The organism is Pseudomonas putida, from assembly GCF_022627325.1.
Lineage (GTDB): Bacteria > Pseudomonadota > Gammaproteobacteria > Pseudomonadales > Pseudomonadaceae > Aquipseudomonas > Aquipseudomonas putida_X.
On record NZ_JAETZZ010000001.1, the window covers coordinates 592,394 to 609,248 of the forward strand.

Annotated in this window: 19 protein-coding genes and 3 tRNA genes; 21 read left to right on the forward strand and 1 reads right to left on the reverse strand. The window is 60.4% G+C overall.

Features of this window, described 5'->3' with window-relative positions:
* Nucleotides 1–4: 4 nt before the first annotated feature.
* Genes JNA92_RS02660 through JNA92_RS02685 form a run of 6 tightly spaced genes read left to right on the forward strand, consistent with a single transcriptional unit; the run spans nt 5 to nt 5,923 of the window.
* Nucleotides 5–1,099 (forward strand): ABC transporter ATP-binding protein, encoded by a 1,095-nt coding sequence (locus JNA92_RS02660; protein WP_241803217.1) that lies wholly within the window; start codon nt 5–7, stop codon nt 1,097–1,099.
* A complete protein-coding gene (locus JNA92_RS02665) occupies nt 1,099–2,196 on the forward strand; it encodes an ABC transporter ATP-binding protein (protein ID WP_241803218.1) in 1,098 nt (365 codons plus the stop codon). Before JNA92_RS02660 ends, JNA92_RS02665 begins: the two co-directional genes overlap by 1 nt.
* On the forward strand, nt 2,193–3,056 hold the full coding sequence (locus tag JNA92_RS02670; RefSeq protein WP_241803219.1) for a carbohydrate ABC transporter permease: 864 nt from the start codon (nt 2,193–2,195) through the stop codon (nt 3,054–3,056). The genes JNA92_RS02665 and JNA92_RS02670 overlap by 4 nt, the downstream gene beginning before the upstream one ends.
* A 3-nt stretch (nt 3,057–3,059) precedes the next feature.
* The gene (locus JNA92_RS02675) at nt 3,060–3,860 is read left to right on the forward strand and encodes a carbohydrate ABC transporter permease (RefSeq protein WP_241803220.1); all 801 of its coding nucleotides are present in this window, start codon (nt 3,060–3,062) and stop codon (nt 3,858–3,860) included.
* Between the two features lie 12 nt (nt 3,861–3,872).
* The gene (locus JNA92_RS02680) at nt 3,873–4,145 is read left to right on the forward strand and encodes a DUF2160 domain-containing protein (protein ID WP_241803221.1); all 273 of its coding nucleotides are present in this window, start codon (nt 3,873–3,875) and stop codon (nt 4,143–4,145) included.
* Between the two features lie 38 nt (nt 4,146–4,183).
* On the forward strand, nt 4,184–5,923 hold the full coding sequence (locus JNA92_RS02685; protein ID WP_241803222.1) for an ABC transporter substrate-binding protein: 1,740 nt from the start codon (nt 4,184–4,186) through the stop codon (nt 5,921–5,923).
* A 98-nt stretch (nt 5,924–6,021) separates the two neighbouring features.
* Here the strand turns inward: JNA92_RS02685 and folD are convergent, their stop codons facing one another.
* Entirely contained in the window at nt 6,022–6,876 is an 855-nt protein-coding gene (folD, locus tag JNA92_RS02690) for a bifunctional methylenetetrahydrofolate dehydrogenase/methenyltetrahydrofolate cyclohydrolase FolD (RefSeq protein WP_241803223.1), read from the reverse strand.
* Between the two features lie 259 nt (nt 6,877–7,135).
* Between folD and JNA92_RS02695 the strand changes: the two genes are divergently transcribed.
* From JNA92_RS02695 to JNA92_RS02765, 15 genes are all read left to right on the forward strand, one after another.
* Nucleotides 7,136–7,212 (forward strand) — tRNA-Arg (locus tag JNA92_RS02695).
* Nucleotides 7,213–7,254: 42 nt separating this feature from the next.
* Nucleotides 7,255–7,330 (forward strand) — tRNA-His (locus JNA92_RS02700).
* 54 nt (nt 7,331–7,384) lie between these two features.
* Nucleotides 7,385–7,469, forward strand: a tRNA-Leu gene (locus JNA92_RS02705).
* Nucleotides 7,470–8,034: 565 nt separating this feature from the next.
* Entirely contained in the window at nt 8,035–10,581 is a 2,547-nt protein-coding gene (locus tag JNA92_RS02710; RefSeq protein WP_009682640.1) for a DNA-directed RNA polymerase, read from the forward strand.
* A gap of 522 nt (nt 10,582–11,103) precedes the next feature.
* Nucleotides 11,104–11,280 (forward strand): hypothetical protein, encoded by a 177-nt coding sequence (locus JNA92_RS02715; RefSeq protein WP_009682639.1) that lies wholly within the window; start codon nt 11,104–11,106, stop codon nt 11,278–11,280.
* Nucleotides 11,281–11,306: 26 nt separating this feature from the next.
* Nucleotides 11,307–12,020, forward strand: a complete 714-nt coding sequence (locus tag JNA92_RS02720; RefSeq protein WP_009682638.1) for a single-stranded DNA-binding protein — start codon at nt 11,307–11,309, stop codon at nt 12,018–12,020.
* The gene (locus JNA92_RS02725; protein WP_227743089.1) at nt 11,986–12,468 is read left to right on the forward strand and encodes an endodeoxyribonuclease; all 483 of its coding nucleotides are present in this window, start codon (nt 11,986–11,988) and stop codon (nt 12,466–12,468) included. Before JNA92_RS02720 ends, JNA92_RS02725 begins: the two co-directional genes overlap by 35 nt.
* 2 nt (nt 12,469–12,470) lie before the next feature.
* Entirely contained in the window at nt 12,471–12,920 is a 450-nt protein-coding gene (locus JNA92_RS02730) for an N-acetylmuramoyl-L-alanine amidase (RefSeq protein WP_047149793.1), read from the forward strand.
* Nucleotides 12,921–13,050: 130 nt separating this feature from the next.
* The gene (locus JNA92_RS02735; protein WP_227743090.1) at nt 13,051–14,643 is read left to right on the forward strand and encodes a toprim domain-containing protein; all 1,593 of its coding nucleotides are present in this window, start codon (nt 13,051–13,053) and stop codon (nt 14,641–14,643) included.
* Nucleotides 14,644–14,657: 14 nt separating this feature from the next.
* Nucleotides 14,658–14,885 (forward strand): hypothetical protein, encoded by a 228-nt coding sequence (locus JNA92_RS02740; protein WP_009682634.1) that lies wholly within the window; start codon nt 14,658–14,660, stop codon nt 14,883–14,885.
* A 3-nt stretch (nt 14,886–14,888) separates the two neighbouring features.
* Nucleotides 14,889–15,332, forward strand: a complete 444-nt coding sequence (locus JNA92_RS02745; RefSeq protein ID WP_009682633.1) for a hypothetical protein — start codon at nt 14,889–14,891, stop codon at nt 15,330–15,332.
* A 3-nt stretch (nt 15,333–15,335) separates the two neighbouring features.
* The gene (locus JNA92_RS02750) at nt 15,336–15,530 is read left to right on the forward strand and encodes a hypothetical protein (protein ID WP_009682632.1); all 195 of its coding nucleotides are present in this window, start codon (nt 15,336–15,338) and stop codon (nt 15,528–15,530) included.
* Nucleotides 15,531–15,538: 8 nt separating this feature from the next.
* Nucleotides 15,539–15,814, forward strand: a complete 276-nt coding sequence (locus tag JNA92_RS02755) for a hypothetical protein (RefSeq protein WP_009682631.1) — start codon at nt 15,539–15,541, stop codon at nt 15,812–15,814.
* Between the two features lie 283 nt (nt 15,815–16,097).
* Nucleotides 16,098–16,661: a hypothetical protein gene (locus JNA92_RS02760; RefSeq protein ID WP_009682629.1), complete on the forward strand. Its 564-nt coding sequence runs from the start codon at nt 16,098–16,100 to the stop codon at nt 16,659–16,661.
* Nucleotides 16,651–16,845 (forward strand): hypothetical protein, encoded by a 195-nt coding sequence (locus JNA92_RS02765; RefSeq protein ID WP_009682628.1) that lies wholly within the window; start codon nt 16,651–16,653, stop codon nt 16,843–16,845. The genes JNA92_RS02760 and JNA92_RS02765 overlap by 11 nt, the downstream gene beginning before the upstream one ends.
* The last annotated feature ends 10 nt before the right edge of the window (nt 16,846–16,855 follow it).

The window sequence follows — 16,855 nt, forward strand, 5'->3', positions numbered from 1 at the left end:
TGCCATGTCCCTGGTGCTGGAACAGGTCAGCCGCAGCGTCGATAACCAGCCCTGGATCATCGACGCGTCGGTGCATTTCGAGCCTGGCTCGTTCAACGTGCTGCTCGGCCGGACCTTGGCCGGCAAGACCAGCCTGATGCGCCTGATGGCCGGGCTGGACCGCCCTGACCGTGGCCGCGTGCTGATGGCCGGTGAGGATGTCACGGGTGTGCCGGTGCGCCGGCGCAACGTGTCGATGGTGTATCAACAGTTCATCAATTACCCGACCCTGAGTGTCTACGAAAACATCGCCTCGCCCCTGCGTCAGGCGCGCATGGCCGAGCCCCAGATCCGTAGGCGGGTGCAGGAAACAGCCGAGATGCTACGCATCGAGACCTACCTGCAACGCTTGCCGCTGGAGCTTTCTGGTGGCCAGCAGCAACGCACGGCGATGGCCAGGGCGCTGGTCAAGGATGCCGGGCTGATTCTGTTCGATGAACCGCTGGTCAACCTCGACTACAAGCTGCGCGAAGGGCTGCGACAAGAGCTGCGCGAGCTGTTCGCCGCGCGCAACTGCATTGCCGTGTATGCCACCACCGAGCCCAACGAAGCGCTGGCGCTGGGGGGCACCACTACCTTGGTGCACGATGGGCGGATCGTGCAGAGCGGGCCCACGGCCGAGGTCTACCAGCGGCCCGGCAGCGTGCTGGCCGCCGAGCTGTTCAGCGAACCGCCGATCAACCTGGTGCCGGGGCGTATCAGCGGCAATGAGGTGAGCCTGGCCCAGGCCGTGCACTTCGCCCGCAATGTCGACCTGCGCAGCCTGGGCGACGGCGACTACCGCTTTGGGGTGCGCCCCAGCCACATCACCCTGGTGCCGGCCCATGACGATGACCTGGAGCTGGCGGTGCGGGTGGGACTGGCCGAGATCAGCGGTTCCGAGACATTCCTGCACGTGCGCAACGAGCATTGGCGGATGGTCCTGCATCTGCCGGGGGTGCACGAGTATCAGGTGGATACGCCGATCCGGATCTTCATACCCACCCACAAGCTGTTCGTCTTCGACAGCGCCGGAGCACTGGTACAGGCACCGGGCCTGCGCCAGGCAAGGAGCGCCTGATGGCCGAAATCCGCCTGCACCAACTGGCGCACAGCTACAGCCGACAACCCGCCGGCGAGGGCGATTACGCGCTGCATCAACTGGAGCACGTGTGGGAGCAGGGCGGTGCCTATGCGTTGCTCGGGCCTTCCGGGTGTGGCAAGTCGACGTTGCTGAACATCATCTCGGGGCTGCTCACGCCTTCCCATGGCCAGGTGCTGTTCGACGGCAAGTCGGTCAATGACCTTTCACCGCAGCAGCGCAACATTGCCCAGGTGTTTCAGTTCCCGGTGGTGTACGACACCATGACGGTGTTCGACAACCTGGCGTTCCCGCTGCGCAACCAGGGCCTGGACGAGGGCAGGGTGCGCACGCGGGTCGAAGAGATCGCCGAAGTACTCGACCTGGGCGCGGTGCTGAAGAAAAAGGCGCGCAACCTCAGCGCCGACGAGAAGCAGAAAGTCTCCATGGGCCGTGGCCTGGTGCGCGATGACGTCTCGGCGATTCTTTTCGACGAGCCGTTGACGGTGATCGACCCGCACCTGAAATGGAAGTTGCGGCGCAAGCTCAAGCAGATCCATGAGCAGTTCAACATCACCATGATCTACGTGACCCACGATCAACTGGAGGCTTCGACCTTCGCCGACAAGATCGCGGTGATGCATGGCGGGCGCATTGTCCAGTTCGGTACCCCGCGTGAGCTGTTCGAGCGGCCACGGCATACCTTTGTCGGCTACTTCATCGGCAGCCCGGGGATGAACCTGATCGACGTGCGCGCCGACGCGGGCGGGGTCGCGTTCGGCGATGTGCACCTGGCCCTGCCCGACGGGCTGCGCGAACGCCTTGCTGCGACGAACGCCGGGCGCCTGCAAGTGGGTATACGCCCGGAGTTCGTGCAACTGTGGGACGCCCCATTCGATGGGGCCCTGCCTGCCAGCGTGCTGGATGTCGAGGACCTGGGCACCTATCGCATCGTCACTCTCGTGCTCGGCGGCGTGTCGCTCAAGGCGCGCCTGGCAGAAGATCGCCCGGTGCCGGCGGCGCACGCCTGGGTCGGCCTGCCGATGCAGTGGCTGCTGCTGTACGTCGACGATGTGCTGCTGGAGGCTGTGCCATGAACAAGGTGCCCAACAATAAGGCCTGGTGGCTGGTGCTGCCGGTGTTCCTGCTGGTGGCTTTCAGCGCCGTGATGCCGATGATGACGGTCGTCAACTATTCGGTGCAGGACATTTTCGACCAGTCAAGCCGCTACTTCGTCGGCGCCGACTGGTACCGCCAGGTGTTGCGCGACCCGGTATTGCACGATGCCTTGCTGCGCCAGTTCATCTATTCCGCCTGTGTGCTGCTGATCGAAATCCCGCTGGGCATCGCCATTGCCCTGACCATGCCGACCAAGGGGCGCCTGGCCTCGGTGTGCCTGATCGTCATGGCCATCCCGCTGCTGATCCCCTGGAACGTGGTCGGCACCATCTGGCAGATCTTTGGCCGCGCCGATATCGGCCTGCTCGGGGCCACGCTGGCCAAGCTTGGCGTCAGCTACAACTATGCCGGCGACCCGTTCGACGCCTGGCTCACCGTGCTGGTGATGGATGTCTGGCACTGGACATCGCTGGTGGCATTGCTGTGCTACTCGGGGCTGCGGGCCATACCCGACGTGTATTACCAGGCCGCGCGCATCGACCGGGCTTCGGGCTGGGCCGTGTTCCGGCACATACAGTTGCCCAAGCTCAAGAACGTGCTGCTGATCGCGGTGATGCTGCGCTTCATGGACAGTTTCATGATCTACACCGAGCCGTTCGTGCTGACCGGTGGCGGGCCGGGTAACGCCACGACCTTCCTGAGTCAGACCCTGACACGCATGGCGGTCGGGCAATTCGACCTGGGCCCGGCGGCCGCGTTTTCGCTGGTGTATTTCCTGATCATCCTGCTGGTGTCATGGCTGTTCTATACCGCCATGACCCACGCCGACAAGGACTAGGCCATGAGCACACGCAAGACGCTGGCCCTGCTGCTGTACTTCTTCTTCCTGCTGGTGCCGATCTACTGGCTGCTGAACATGTCGTTCAAGAGCAACACCGAGATTCTCGGTGGCCTCACCCTATGGCCGCAGGCGTTCACCCTCGACAACTACCGGGTGATCTTCACCGATGCCAGCTGGTACAGCGGCTACATCAATTCGCTGTACTACGTGTGCCTCAACACACTGATTTCGCTGCTGGTGGCGTTGCCGGCGGCTTATGCGTTCTCACGCTACCGTTTTCTCGGTGACCGCCACCTGTTCTTCTGGTTGCTGACCAACCGCATGGCGCCGCCTGCGGTGTTTCTGCTGCCGTTCTTTCAGCTTTATTCGTCCATCGGTCTGTTCGACACCCACATTGCCGTGGCCCTGGCCCACTGCCTGTTCAACGTGCCGCTGGCGGTGTGGATTCTCGAGGGGTTCATGTCGGGCGTGCCGAAGGAGATCGATGAAACCGCCTACATCGATGGCTACAGCTTCCCGCGTTTCTTCTTGAAGATCTTCATCCCGCTTATCGGTTCCGGCATCGGCGTGACGGCGTTTTTCTGCTTCATGTTTTCCTGGGTCGAACTGTTGCTGGCGCGCACCCTGACGTCGGTGAACGCCAAGCCGATCGCTGCCGTGATGACCCGCACGGTGTCTGCTTCGGGCATCGACTGGGGCGTGCTGGCGGCGGCAGGGGTGCTGACCATCCTGCCGGGCATGCTGGTGATCTGGTTCGTTCGCAACCATGTGGCCAAGGGCTTTGCCCTGGGCCGGGTGTGAGGAGGGCAACGCATGGAGTGGATGGCCTGGACCTTGCCCACCGCGCTGTTCTTCGCCGCTGTGGGCGTTCTGCTGGTGTGCATGACCCTGTTCGAGCTGCGCCGCCCTTGTGTGGAACGGCGTGGCTTCCTGCCGATCGTCACCAGCCGTGGCGACCGGTTGTTCATCGGCCTGTTGGTCAGCGCCTACCTGCACTTGTTGGTAGTCGGGGTCAGCGACTGGCCTTTATGGGTGGCCTCGCTGCTGTCGCTGGGCTGGCTCGTGGTGGTGCTGCGCTGGGGCTGAGCGACGGCTCCGGGGAATAACTCAATCGGGAGATCACAATGTTCCATGACAAACATAACCGGCGACATTTGACCCTGGCCGCGTTGCTGGTATTGGCCGGTGTACCGAGTGCGGCGTGGGCCGATCAGTATGAGGATGCGGCATCGAAGTGGATCGCCAGCGAGTTCAAACCGTCGACCCTGACGCCGGAGCAGCAGTTGGCAGAGCTCAAGTGGTTCATCAAGGCCGCCGAGCCGTTTCGGGGGATGAAGATCAATGTCGTGTCGGAAACCATCACCACCCATGAGTACGAGTCCAAGGTGCTGGCCAAGGCCTTCAGCGAGATCACCGGGATCCAGCTGACCCACGACCTGCTGCAGGAAGGCGACGTGGTGGAGAAGCTGCAGACGCAGATGCAGTCGGACAAGAACATCTACGACGGCTGGGTCAACGACTCTGACCTGATTGGGACGCATTTTCGCTACGGCAAGGTGGAGTCGATCACTGACATGATGGCCAACGAAGGCAAGGCCTACACCTCGCCGACCCTGGACCTCAAGGACTTCATCGGCATTTCGTTCACCACCGCGCCGGATGGCAAGGTTTATCAGTTGCCCGACCAGCAGTTCGCCAACCTGTACTGGTTCCGCGCTGACTGGTTCGAGCGGCCCGAGCTCAAGGCCAGGTTCAAGGAAAAGTATGGTTATGAACTGGGCGTGCCGGTGAACTGGTCGGCCTATGAAGACATCGCCAAGTTCTTCACCGAGGACGTCAAGGAAATCGACGGCAAGCGCGTTTATGGTCACATGGATTACGGCAAGAAGGACCCTTCACTCGGGTGGCGCTTCACCGATGCCTGGTTCTCCATGGCCGGCGGCGGCGACAAAGGCCTGCCCAATGGCTTGCCCGTGGACGAGTGGGGCATCCGCGTGGAGGATTGCCACCCGGTGGGCTCCAGTGTGACCCGCGGCGGCGACACCAACGGGCCGGCGGCCGTCTATGCCACGCAGAAGTATGTCGACTGGATGCGCGCCTATGCGCCCAAGGAGGCGCAAGGCATGACCTTCTCCGAGGCCGGCCCGGTGCCGGCGCAAGGCAACATCGCTCAGCAGATTTTCTGGTACACCGCCTTTACCGCCGACATGACCAAGCCGGGGCTGCCGGTGGTCAATGCCGACGGCACCCCGAAATGGCGCATGGCGCCCTCGCCCAAGGGGCCTTACTGGGAGGAGGGAATGAAGCTGGGCTATCAGGACACCGGCTCCTGGACCTTCTTCAAGTCCACCCCCGAGAAGCAGCGCCTGGCCGCTTGGCTGTACGCCCAGTTCGTCACCTCCAAGACGGTGTCGTTGAAAAAGACCATCGTTGGCCTGACGCCTATCCGCGAATCGGATATCAACTCCCAGGCCATGACCGACCTTGCGCCCAAGCTTGGCGGGCTGGTGGAGTTCTATCGCAGCCCGGCGCGGGTGCAGTGGACCCCGACCGGTACCAATGTGCCGGACTATCCTCGCCTGGCTCAACTGTGGTGGAGCCATATCGCCGAAGTGGCCAGTGGCGAGAAAACGCCGCAAGAGGCGCTGGATGGCTTGGCCCGGGATCAGGATCGCATGATGGAGCGGTTGCAGCGGTCCAATGCCCAGGCCACCTGCGCGCCTAAGCTGAACCCGGAAAAAGACGCACAGTACTGGTTCGACCAGCCAGGGGCGCCAAAACCGAAACTGGCCAACGAGAAGCCCAAGGGCGAGACGGTCAGCTATGACGAGCTGCTGAAATCGTGGGAGGCGGCGCGCAAGTGACCGGCTAGAGGCCGAAGCCGATACATCGCCGGCAACGTGAGAAATCCAAGGCAAAAAAAACGGCACCTGCCAGAGGTGCCGTTTTCATGCAGGCCAACTTACTTATGCAGCTCTTCTGCCGCATACAGCGTGTTTTCCAGCAGGCAGGCCCGGGTCATCGGGCCGACGCCGCCCGGCACCGGCGTGATCCAGCCGGCGCGGGGCAGGGCGGTCTCGTAGACCACATCGCCGACCAGCTTGCCGTCTTCCTGGCGGTTGATGCCCACGTCGATGACGATGGCGCCTTCCTTCACCCACTCACCCTTGACCAGCCCAGGCTTGCCTGCAGCCACGACCACCAGGTCGGCGCGGCCGACATGACCGGCCAGGTCCTTGGTGAAGCGGTGGCAGACGGTCACGGTGCAGCCGGCCAGCAGCAACTCCATGGCCATCGGGCGGCCCACGATGTTGGAAGCGCCGACGATTACGGCGTCCATGCCGTACAGGTCCTGACCTGTGCTTTCGAGCAGGGTCATGATGCCTTTGGGGGTGCACGGGCGCAGCAACGGAATACGCTGGGCCAGGCGGCCGATGTTGTACGGGTGGAAGCCATCGACGTCTTTGTCCGGGCGGATACGCTCGAGCAACAGCGATGCATCCAGGTGCGCCGGCAGCGGCAATTGCAGCAGAATGCCGTCCACTGCCGGGTCGTCGTTGAGGCGGTCGATCAGCTCGGTCAGGGCTTGCTGCGTGGTTTCGCTGGGCAGGTCGAAGGCCTGCGAAATGAAGCCGACCTCTTCGCAGTCCTTGCGCTTGTGCGAGACATAGACTTGGGAGGCGGGGTCGGTACCGACCAGGATCACCGCCAGGCCCGGCGTGCGCAGGCCTTGCTGGCGACGCTCCACGACACGTTGAGCGATCTGCTTGCGCAGGTTGGCGGCGATCGCCTTGCCATCGATTAGGTGTGCAGTCATAGACGCGTGATTAACCATCGAGAAAGGAACAATAAAGAGGGCGCATTCTCGCACGACACGGCCCGAGGGCAAAGGCGGGTGGTCGGGCAAATCCCCTAACCCCTTAAATAATTTAAATTTTTTATAGAAAGGTGTTGACGCTTATACGGGTCGCCTATAAGATTCGCCGCACTTGTCGGGCACAGCCTAGCACTGGTTGGCGAAGTCGGGCAGAATGAGTGGTTTTTATATTGCTCATTCGGTTAGGCTTTACGCTTATGCGCCCGTAGCTCAGCTGGATAGAGCATCCGCCTTCTAAGCGGATGGTCGCAGGTTCGAGTCCTGCCGGGTGCGCCATTAGGCAGCTTGGGCAAGCAAGTAAGGCAGTAAAGCGATATGGTGGGCGTAGCTCAGTTGGTAGAGCGCCGGATTGTGATTCCGGTTGTCGTGGGTTCGATTCCCATCGTCCACCCCATATTCTTCAGAGGCGCCTTGATTGTTGATCTGGCGCCTTTGTTTTAAGCGTTATGCGGACGTGGTGAAATTGGTAGACACACTGGATTTAGGTTCCAGCGGCGCAAGCTGTAAGAGTTCGAGTCTCTTCGTCCGCACCACGAATTAGAAAAAATCTCCCCGAATTCCTGAAAGCCTCACGGCTCAAGGGTTCGGGGATTTTTTTTCGTCTATCACTTGCACGAATGATACCTTTTCATCTACAATCACCTTCTCGCAAGGGAGAGCATTAGGGACACTTTTGGGACACAAAGGCCCCTTTTGACCACCTCCGAGACCCCCACCCACTGAATCCCTAACTGACCGTTCGTCGGCCTTGACCGGCTCACACTGGCCCCTTTTGACCGGGGAAAATCCAGTGCGGGAGAGTGCTGTCCGCGTGAAGCCGTGGGACCACATTATGGCTGCCAGTTTTTTGCCTGGAGGGGGTAGCTACGCCTGATGATTCTCTCAAACGATACTGACTCATTGACGAGACATTCCCGCTTGAGGAGCCATCCAGGGCCGCGCCAGGGCGCTGTGGGAGACCACATCCAGAGTCGCGGACCCACAATTGGATTCCTTAGCGATGCCCTCTGAGATGACCCTTAGAGACATCCTTAAAGACATCCTTAGAAATGATTACTTAATGATGATTACTAAGAGATTCCCTTTATGACTACCTCTATGACTCCTTTAGCTGGCCGCCTGGATGGTGAAGACCTGATCGCCACCCAAGTCCGTCTGGAAGAAGAGATGACCCAGCGTGGCGTGAGCCGTTTTGAGCGTAACGTAGAGGCCGCCCGCCGAATGGGCGCTGAGGATGGGACCGAGTACGGCTCCATCATCGTTTCGGGCCGCATGAAGGCGCTGGCTGAGGCCATCAAGGCGTGGATGGATGAGTCTGAGGCCGGTGTGTCGTCCCGCTGGGGCAGTGCCTACAAACTCCTACGTGGCTATGATGCCGATGTCCTGGCCTACCTGACCCTCAAGCACACCCTGGCGGGCATCTCGCAGCCCCGCACGCTCCAGCATGTGTCCGTCTCCATCGCCCAGTCCGTGGAAGATGAAATGCGTCTGTCCGGCATCCGTGACAAGGAGCGCAAGAAGTACGACCAACTGGTAGAGCGGGCCAACAAGCGGTCCAGCCAGCGCCACAAGCACATTTACGCCACCCGTGTGGCCTCCGCGCTGGACACCTGGAGCAACTGGAGCAACAACGACCGCATCCACGTAGGGACGAAGCTCCTGGAGCTGCTGATGAACTCCGTGGGGCTGATCCAGATTGCCACCAATGGCGAAGGCACCGAAAAGGCGCTCAAGTACGTGAAGCCGCTGGAGTCCACGCTGGAGTGGATCGCCCGTAAGAACAACGTCACGGCCATGCTGCGCCCGGTGTATGAGCCGATGGTAGTCCCGCCACGCAACTGGACCTCACCGACCGATGGGGGCTACCTGTCGTCCAGCCTCAAGCCGCTGCGCATGGTGAAAACCCGCAACCGGGCCTACCTGGAGGAGCTGGGCAACGTCGATATGCCGATGGTCTACACCGCGCTCAACGCCATTCAGGCCACCGCGTGGCAGATCAACACGCCCATCCTGAAAATCATGACCACGCTGTGGGAACAAGGCTCCACCTGGTGCGGCCTTCCGCCCCGTGAGGGCATCCCGCAGCCAGCCAAGCCGTTCGACATCGACACCAACGAAGTGGCCCGCGCTGCCTGGCGTAAAGCCGCGTTCAAGGTCCATTCGGATAACCTGGAGATTCAAGGGGCCCGTATCAACGTCTCTATGTCCCTCGACATTGCGAACCGCTACTCCCCGTTCCGCAAGATTTACTTCCCGTACCAACTGGACTTCCGTGGCCGCATCTACGCGGTGCCACACCTGAACCCTCAAGGCGCGGATCACACGAAGGGCTTGCTCCGTTTCGCCTATGGCAAGCCGCTGGGCGAGCATGGGGCCAAGTGGCTGGCAATCCACGGGGCGAACGTGGCCGGGTACGACAAGGCCAGCCTGGAGGACCGCGTGAAGTGGGTTCACGATCACCAAGCGGAAATCCTGGCGATTGCTGCTGACCCTTTCCAGGCACGCGGCTGGGCCGATCACGTAGGTGCGCAGGCTATCGACAAGCCATGGCAGTTCCTGGCGTTCTGCCTGGAGTGGAAGGGCTATTGCGAACACGGGGACCGCTTTGTGTCGAAGCTCCCGATTGCGATGGACGGCTCATGCTCGGGCATCCAGCACTTCTCCGCGATGCTCCGGGATGAGGTCGGTGGCGCAGCCGTGAACCTGGTCCCCAGCGACCTCCCGGCAGACGTGTACGGACTGGTAGCGAAAAAGGTCATCGAACGGGCTATCCATGATGCCAAGCACGGCACCGAAGACGTTCTCAAGCATGATGCTGATGGCAAGGCATACGTCCAGGAGGGCACGAAGAACCTGGCCCAGCAGTGGACCCGCTTCGGCATCAACCGCAAAGTCACGAAGCGCTCCGTCATGACCCTGGCCTACGGCTCCAAGGAGTACGGCTTCAAGGACCAAGTGATGGAGGACATCCTGGACCCAGCGCGCAAGAAGGCCACCGATGCCGAAGGCAACGTGGACGCTCGCCACTTCCCGTTCACCGGGGATGGCTTCCGGGCCGCTGGCTGGATGGCAAAGGCCATTTGGGAAGCCGTGAATCAGGTACTGGTCAAAGCTGGTGAAGCCATGAAGTGGCTCCAGGACGCTGCCACCCTGGCCGCCAAAGAGGAACTGCCGGTGTGCTGGACCACTGCCGTGGGCTTCCCAGTGATGCAGGCGTACAACTCCGTGGTAGCTCGCCGCGTCAAAACGGCCATCAACGGGGCCCGTGTGCGCCTCCTGATGAACGAGGAGCAAGACTCCCTGGACAAGCGCAAGCAGTCGCAGGGGATCAGCCCCAACTTCGTCCATAGCTGCGATGCCGCCCACCTCATGCTCACCGTTGTGCGTGGCGTGGAGTCCGGCTTGAAGAGCTTTGCGATGATCCATGACAGCTTCGGCACCACCGCCGGGGAAACCGAGCTGTTCTTCATGACCGTCCGTAAGGCATTCATTGAAATGTACGAAGAGACCGCCGTTCTGGAGCGCTTCCGGGATGAACTGGCCGCGCAACTGAGCGACAAAGCGCGGGCCAAGCTCGCAGAACTACCGAAGCGCGGCAGCCTGAGCCTGGCAGCCGTAGCAGAGTCGCGTTTTTGTTTTGCCTGATCGTTCTCATTGATGGAAACAAACCACAAAAGGAACGTTTCCATTAATGAACCATTCCGAATGGCCCCCTGGTAATTCCCGTGGGGCCACATTCGGATAACCGAGCCGCAACCCTCCGCCAGAGCCTCCACCGTGCCAGTGCGACCCCAGCTCAGATTTGAGCCGGGCCCGAGGGACCACATTCGGATAACCAAGCCGCAACACCCCAGTCTCCGCCCGAGCCTCCACCGTGCCAGTGCGACATCCGCTCAAATTTGAGCCGATCCCGAGACCACCCCAATTTTCCCCATTCATCCGCAGCAGCAGCCATAGAGCCTCCACCGTGCCAGTGCCGCAACGCCTCGGATGAACCAGCAACACCTTCGCAACACCTCTACGGACCACCCGCAACTCCCCCGACCTTTGCCATAGAGCCTCCACCGTGCCGGTGCAGAGGAACGGGAAACGTGCGCCTGGGCCCCGTAGGCAACCCCAACGGATAACCCCAGGCTACAACTCCGTGGCCGTATCGAGAGAACCGCAATGAATCGCTTCGGCACCGCAGATAACCAACGCAACGAACCCGAGAACTACGACTCCGCCCTGGGCCGCGCAATCGCGCTTTGGGGCATGGGTCGCTCCATCTCAATGGCCCTCGCCGCTGAGTTGATTGAACAAGGCTTTGACCTTCCGTCCCTGGAAGCGCGCCACAGCCGCTAACACGCACACACAAAACGAGTACCAAAATGTCCTATCAGAAACGCCCCAAGAACGTAACCATGACCTCGCCGCGTGGCATTTTCCGCTACCCGGCACTGACCAAGCCTGACTTCGGCACCGATGAGTACCCGAAGCCGGACGGTGAGTACAAAGTCACCCTGATCCTGACTCAAGAAGAGGCCGCGCCTTTCCTGGCGAAGCTGGAACCGCTTCACGAAGCCGCCATCGAAAATGGCCGCGAAGAGTTCAAGAAGCTCAAGATCGAAGCCCGCAAGAAGCTGAAAGACGTGACCGTCCAGCCTCTGTACACCGAGGAGTACGACAAGGAGACCGAGGAGCCGACTGGCCGCCTGTTCTTCAACATCAAAATGGCTGCATCGGGCAAGTCGAAGAAAGACGGCTCCGTGTGGACCCGCAAGCCAGCCCTGTTTGACGCCAAGGGCAAGCCGATGCTGAAAGTCCCAGACATCTGGGGCGGCACCGAAGGCAAAGTGAGCTTCGAAGTAGCCCCGTACTTCATCCCAGGCACCGCCCTGGCCGGTATCAAGCTGCGCCTGAACGCAGTCCAAGTCATCGAACTGCGCAGTGGCGGCAACAAGTCCGCTGGCGAATACGGCTTCGGTGAAGAGGAAGGCGGTTTCGATGCCGAATCCGTGGCCGAACAAGAACAAGAAGAAAAGGACGAATTCGAAGAAGAGGAAGAAGGTGGCGAAAGCAACACTTACGAAGAAGACTTCTAAGCCGCCCCTGGATGCCGAACAAGTGGGACTCAAGTATGGGTTCCGCTCCGGGCTTGAAGAACGTGCCGCAGACCAGTTAACGGCTGTCGGCATGGGCTTCACTTTCGAAAGTCTGGTAGTTCCATATACCCGGCCTGCGAAAGTTCACAAGTACACCCCGGACTTCGCACTGGCGAACGGCATCATCGTCGAAACTAAGGGCCGTTTTTTGACCGAGGACCGCCAAAAGCAGCTCCTGGTTAAAGCTCAGCACCCCGAACTTGACGTGCGCTTTGTCTTCTCCAACTCAAAAACAAAAATAAATAAACGCAGTACCACCACCTACGCGGACTGGTGCAGCAAGAATGGCTTTAAGTATGCCGACAAGTTGGTTCCTCACGCCTGGCTTAATGAGCCGGTGAACGAAGCCTCTTTGTCGATCATCAAGGGCCTCAGCAAAGAACAATAACAATGACCTATAACGCTGGAACTAAGCCCCGCGCTGAGACGGACTACCTGGTAGTTCACTGTAGCGCCACACGCCCATCCCAAGACATCGGAGCCGCTGACATCAATCGCTGGCACCGCGCCAAGGGCTGGCGTTGCATCGGCTACCACTTCGTCATCCGCCGTAATGGCGTGGTCGAGGAGGGCCGCGAGCTGGATCAAATCGGCGCTCACGTAGAGGGCCACAACATCAACTCCGTAGGCATCTGCATGGCCGGTGGAGTCACCGAGGCGGACATCGACGTCCCCGAGAACAACTTCACGCCCGAGCAATTCGCAAGTCTCAAGCACCTGCTGGGCGAACTGAAAGAGAAATACCCCAACGCGACAATCCAAGGCCACCGGGACTTCCCGAAAGTAGCCAAGGCTTGCCCGAGCTTCGACGTTAAACCGTGGGTAGCGGCCAACTTATAAAAGCCGTGGGCCCTCAGTTGGATATGGCAGCCGCCACGTCTATCACTCAACTCTGATAAAGGGCTGGCCTCCGGGCTGGCCCTCTTTATTGCCCATGAAAAATCGAAAGCATGAAACAGAGAGTGAGTTCGTGCGACACCTGCCCTGTGAAAACTGTGGTTCAAGTGATGCCAACTCTATCTACACCGACAACCACCAATATTGCTTTGCCTGTGAGCATTACGTTCACGGCGATGGCGAGACCCCAACTACTGGAGGGCGAACGAAACGAATGGAAGGTTTAATCTCCGGCGAATTCAAGCCGCTGATGAAGCGCAAACTTACCCTGGAGACTTGCCGAAAGTTCGGATACTTCGTAAGTGAGGTGCGTGGGCGGCTAGTCCAAGTTGCCCCGTACTTCGACAACAGTGGTGTGATGGTCGCTCAGAAACTGCGCGATCAGGACAAAGGCTTCGCCATCCTGGGCGATGGTGCAAAGTTAACCCTCTTCGGCCAGAACCTTTGGGCGAGTGGGGGCAAGAAGATTGTTGTCACCGAAGGCGAGCTGGATGCGATGTCCGTCTCCCAGGTGCAAAACAACAAGTGGCCTGTGGTGTCGCTCCCGAACGGGGCCCCAGCAGCACGCAAGGCCATTCAGCGAAACATCGAATATCTGGAGAGCTTCGAAGAAGTCATCCTCATGTTCGATATGGACGAACCGGGCCGCGAAGCAGCGCAGGAATGCGCAGAGCTATTCAGCCCAGGCAAGTGCAAGATCGCCACGCTATCCATGAAGGACGCCAACGAACTTCTGGTAGCGGGCCGTGAGCAGGAAATCGTCACAGCCATCTGGAACGCAAAGCTGTACCGGCCTGATGGCGTAGTGAACGTCCGAGACCTCCGCGAAGAGATTCGCAAGGCCCTGGTCATGGGCTTGCCATGGTTCCTTGATCCACTCACCCAACTCACCTATGGACGCCGCTATGGCGAAGTCTACGGGCTGGGCGCGGGTACTGGTGTAGGCAAGACCGACTTCCTCACGCAGCAAATCGCCTACGACATCCAAGTCCTGGGCGAGCGTGTAGGCACCATTTTCCTGGAGCAGAAACCGACCGAGACCGCCAAGCGTGTGGCCGGGAAGATCGCCGGGAAACGCTTCCACGTTCCCAAGGAAACCGCTGGCTGGACCGATGAGGAACTGGATGCAGCCGTAGATGCACTGGGCGAAAACCTGGTCATGTATGACGCATTTGGTGAAACCGAGTGGGACATTGTGAAGCGCAAGGTGCGCTACATGGCTGTCTCCGAGGGCATCAAGCTTATCTACATCGACCACCTCACTGCGATGGCTGACACGGCAGATGAGAAGGGCTCGCTTGAGCAGATCATGAAAGAGATGGCGGGCCTGGCGAACGAGCTGGGAATCATCATCACGTTCATCTCCCACCTGACCACCCCCGAGGGCAAACCCCATGAGGAAGGCGGACGGGTAACGATTCGCCACTTCAAAGGCTCCCGTGCCATCGGCTTCTGGAGCTATTTCATGTTCGGCCTTGAGCGTGACCAACAGGCCGAAGACCCCGTGGTTCGCCAAACCACCACCTTCCGCATCCTCAAGGACCGCTACACCGGCCAAGCGACCGGGGAAGTGCTGTACCTGGCTTACGACCGCGACACTGGATTGCTCTCGCTCACCGAAGCGCCAGAGCCGTCCTCACCTTTCAAAGATGAATCTGAATTCTGACTGGAGATACCACCATGTTGAAACGCCTGATGGCAAAAGTGTTCCCGCAGACCACCGCGTCCGCTGTATCTGACCTGGAACGCACCCTGGAAAAGCTGAGCCAGGCCGAAGCCTGCCATAGCGAAGCCGCACGCCAGGCCCGCCAAACCGCCTGCGACCTGCACGACCATGCCGATATGCAATACGCCCTGGCTGATCGCGCTTCGATGATCCATTCCCGTATCTCCAAGCTCCTGGACTGACCCATGCGCAAGCTGATCTTCGCGGCCCTGGCCGTACTCTCCCTGGCTGCCTGTGAGCGCCACACCTGCTACAGCCCAGCCGTTGTACAGGCCCCCGTGGTCGAAGCTCCCGCTCCAGTGGTTGCGGCCCCCGTGGTCGCTCCAGTTGTCCAAGCTGCCCCCGTGGTCGCGGCCCCTGTCGTGGTCCAGGACAACTCCAACGCCATGCTCACCGGCATGATGATGGGGCACATGCTGGGCAGCGCCTCAGCTTCTGCACCAGTGGTCCATAACACCACTATCGTGAACAACACCACGACCAATACCCGAGCCACCACCGTGGCCCCGCGTCCGGCGTATGTTGCCCCACGACCTGCATATGTTGCCCCGCGTCCGGCCTACGTGGCCCCGCGAGCCAGCTACAGCTACCGCACCACCAGCTTTTCCAGCTTCCGCTCCCGCAGGTAAGCCATGGCGACTTCAACACCACGGCCACCACGGCTGAAAGAACTGTCCCTGCGCATTGAGCGCGTAGACAACGGCGTCATCGTCCGATCCCGAGACAACATCCTGGGCTTGGCAAATGAGGGTGACTGCAACGTGTTCACCAACCGCTACGAACTGAGCAATTACCTGAACGCTTTGCTGGACGAATTCCGGCTGTAAGGAACCCCATGCGCAACTCTACGTTTCCCGCACTGATGATCGGCGGCCCAGTTGATGGACGCCGCATGTTCGTCCAGGGCGTCCCCCATATCGAATTCCCGGTGATGGAGACCCCGCGCTTCAATGTGCTGCCTTCTGAGCCGGTATCGCGCCACATGCGCCGTGCCACGTACACCCACCGCGAAACCGTTTCTGGTGTGCGCCTGTACGTCTGCACCGAAGAAAACGGCAGCGCCGCTCTGGAGTATCTGGTAGCAGGCTACCGCGCTGAAACCAAGCACTGATCCCAACGCACCACCACACGGGCCCCAAGCGGGCCCTTTTTTGTGCCTGAGAGAAACCCTATGCCCCTGATTCTGACTTACCTCTTCGTCGTTCTCTGCCTGTGCTTCGGCTGGGTCTACAACGCTGTCTGGACCTTCCACCAGTGTGGTGACGCAATGCTCCTGGGCATTGTCGGTATCGCCTTCCCTCCAATCGGGGCCGTCCACGGCCTCATTGCGTTTCTGTGAGGGGGAGGGATGAGTGATGCCAGCTATTACCTCTTCATCATCTTCGTCATCGTGTTTGTCCTCTCCTGAATGGAAGCTTCCGGGCCACCTCCAGCCGCTCTTCGATGATGCGCTGGAGCTGGTGCGCTGGGAGTTCCCTGGTTCCCACCCGGTCATCGGTGGCGGGGCCGTCCGGGATGCCCTCCTGGGCCGCCCGATCAAGGACATCGACGTGTTCATGCGCAGCATTGACCACACCGAGCTGGACTCCGAACTCACCGTGAAGGTGAAGCAACCCGCGTTCCTCGCCCTGTATGGCCGCAAGGATATGCACGGTGCCTGGGACTTCCTCCAGGACGTACAGGGCCTGCCTGTCCAGTTGATCCTGGCCGACTTCATGACCCCGCAAGAACTGGCCGATTCGTTCGACCTGAACCTGTCCCGCGCCACGTATGACGGCTACTCCCTGCACGTTTCCCCGGCCTTCGAAGAGGGCGTCCGGGACAAGGCTTTCCGAATCCTCCGCTGTGAAAGCGACCTGGAGGAGCGCCGCTCATTCAAGCGCGTGTCCCGCCTGCAAGAGAAGTACCCCGAGTACATCCACGACGAAACCACTCTGGAGCAAATCCGTGTCCACTGAATCCAACCTGCGCCCGTTCTGGCTCAACCGCTACCCGCTCACCCGAGTCATGATCGCGCTGCCCCTGGTGCCAATCATGATCCTGGGCGAAGCCATCAAGGGCCTTTACTGTGGCCTGTGTGATGCCCTGGCCGATACCTGCACGCTCTTCCAAGAGCTGTGGCAAACGCCTACCCCCTGCTGACTGGGGGACC

Coding starts and splice junctions, on each gene's coding strand:
- JNA92_RS02660 (WP_241803217.1), top strand. CDS start 5: ATGTCCCTGGTGCTGGAACAGGTCAGCCGCAGCGTCGATAACCAGCCC.
- JNA92_RS02665 (WP_241803218.1), top strand. CDS start 1,099: ATGGCCGAAATCCGCCTGCACCAACTGGCGCACAGCTACAGCCGACAA.
- JNA92_RS02670 (WP_241803219.1), top strand. CDS start 2,193: ATGAACAAGGTGCCCAACAATAAGGCCTGGTGGCTGGTGCTGCCGGTG.
- JNA92_RS02675 (WP_241803220.1), top strand. CDS start 3,060: ATGAGCACACGCAAGACGCTGGCCCTGCTGCTGTACTTCTTCTTCCTG.
- JNA92_RS02680 (WP_241803221.1), top strand. CDS start 3,873: ATGGAGTGGATGGCCTGGACCTTGCCCACCGCGCTGTTCTTCGCCGCT.
- JNA92_RS02685 (WP_241803222.1), top strand. CDS start 4,184: ATGTTCCATGACAAACATAACCGGCGACATTTGACCCTGGCCGCGTTG.
- folD (WP_241803223.1), bottom strand. CDS start 6,876: ATGACTGCACACCTAATCGATGGCAAGGCGATCGCCGCCAACCTGCGC.
- JNA92_RS02710 (WP_009682640.1), top strand. CDS start 8,035: ATGACTCCTTTAGCTGGCCGCCTGGATGGTGAAGACCTGATCGCCACC.
- JNA92_RS02715 (WP_009682639.1), top strand. CDS start 11,104: ATGAATCGCTTCGGCACCGCAGATAACCAACGCAACGAACCCGAGAAC.
- JNA92_RS02720 (WP_009682638.1), top strand. CDS start 11,307: ATGTCCTATCAGAAACGCCCCAAGAACGTAACCATGACCTCGCCGCGT.
- JNA92_RS02730 (WP_047149793.1), top strand. CDS start 12,471: ATGACCTATAACGCTGGAACTAAGCCCCGCGCTGAGACGGACTACCTG.
- JNA92_RS02740 (WP_009682634.1), top strand. CDS start 14,658: ATGTTGAAACGCCTGATGGCAAAAGTGTTCCCGCAGACCACCGCGTCC.
- JNA92_RS02745 (WP_009682633.1), top strand. CDS start 14,889: ATGCGCAAGCTGATCTTCGCGGCCCTGGCCGTACTCTCCCTGGCTGCC.
- JNA92_RS02750 (WP_009682632.1), top strand. CDS start 15,336: ATGGCGACTTCAACACCACGGCCACCACGGCTGAAAGAACTGTCCCTG.
- JNA92_RS02755 (WP_009682631.1), top strand. CDS start 15,539: ATGCGCAACTCTACGTTTCCCGCACTGATGATCGGCGGCCCAGTTGAT.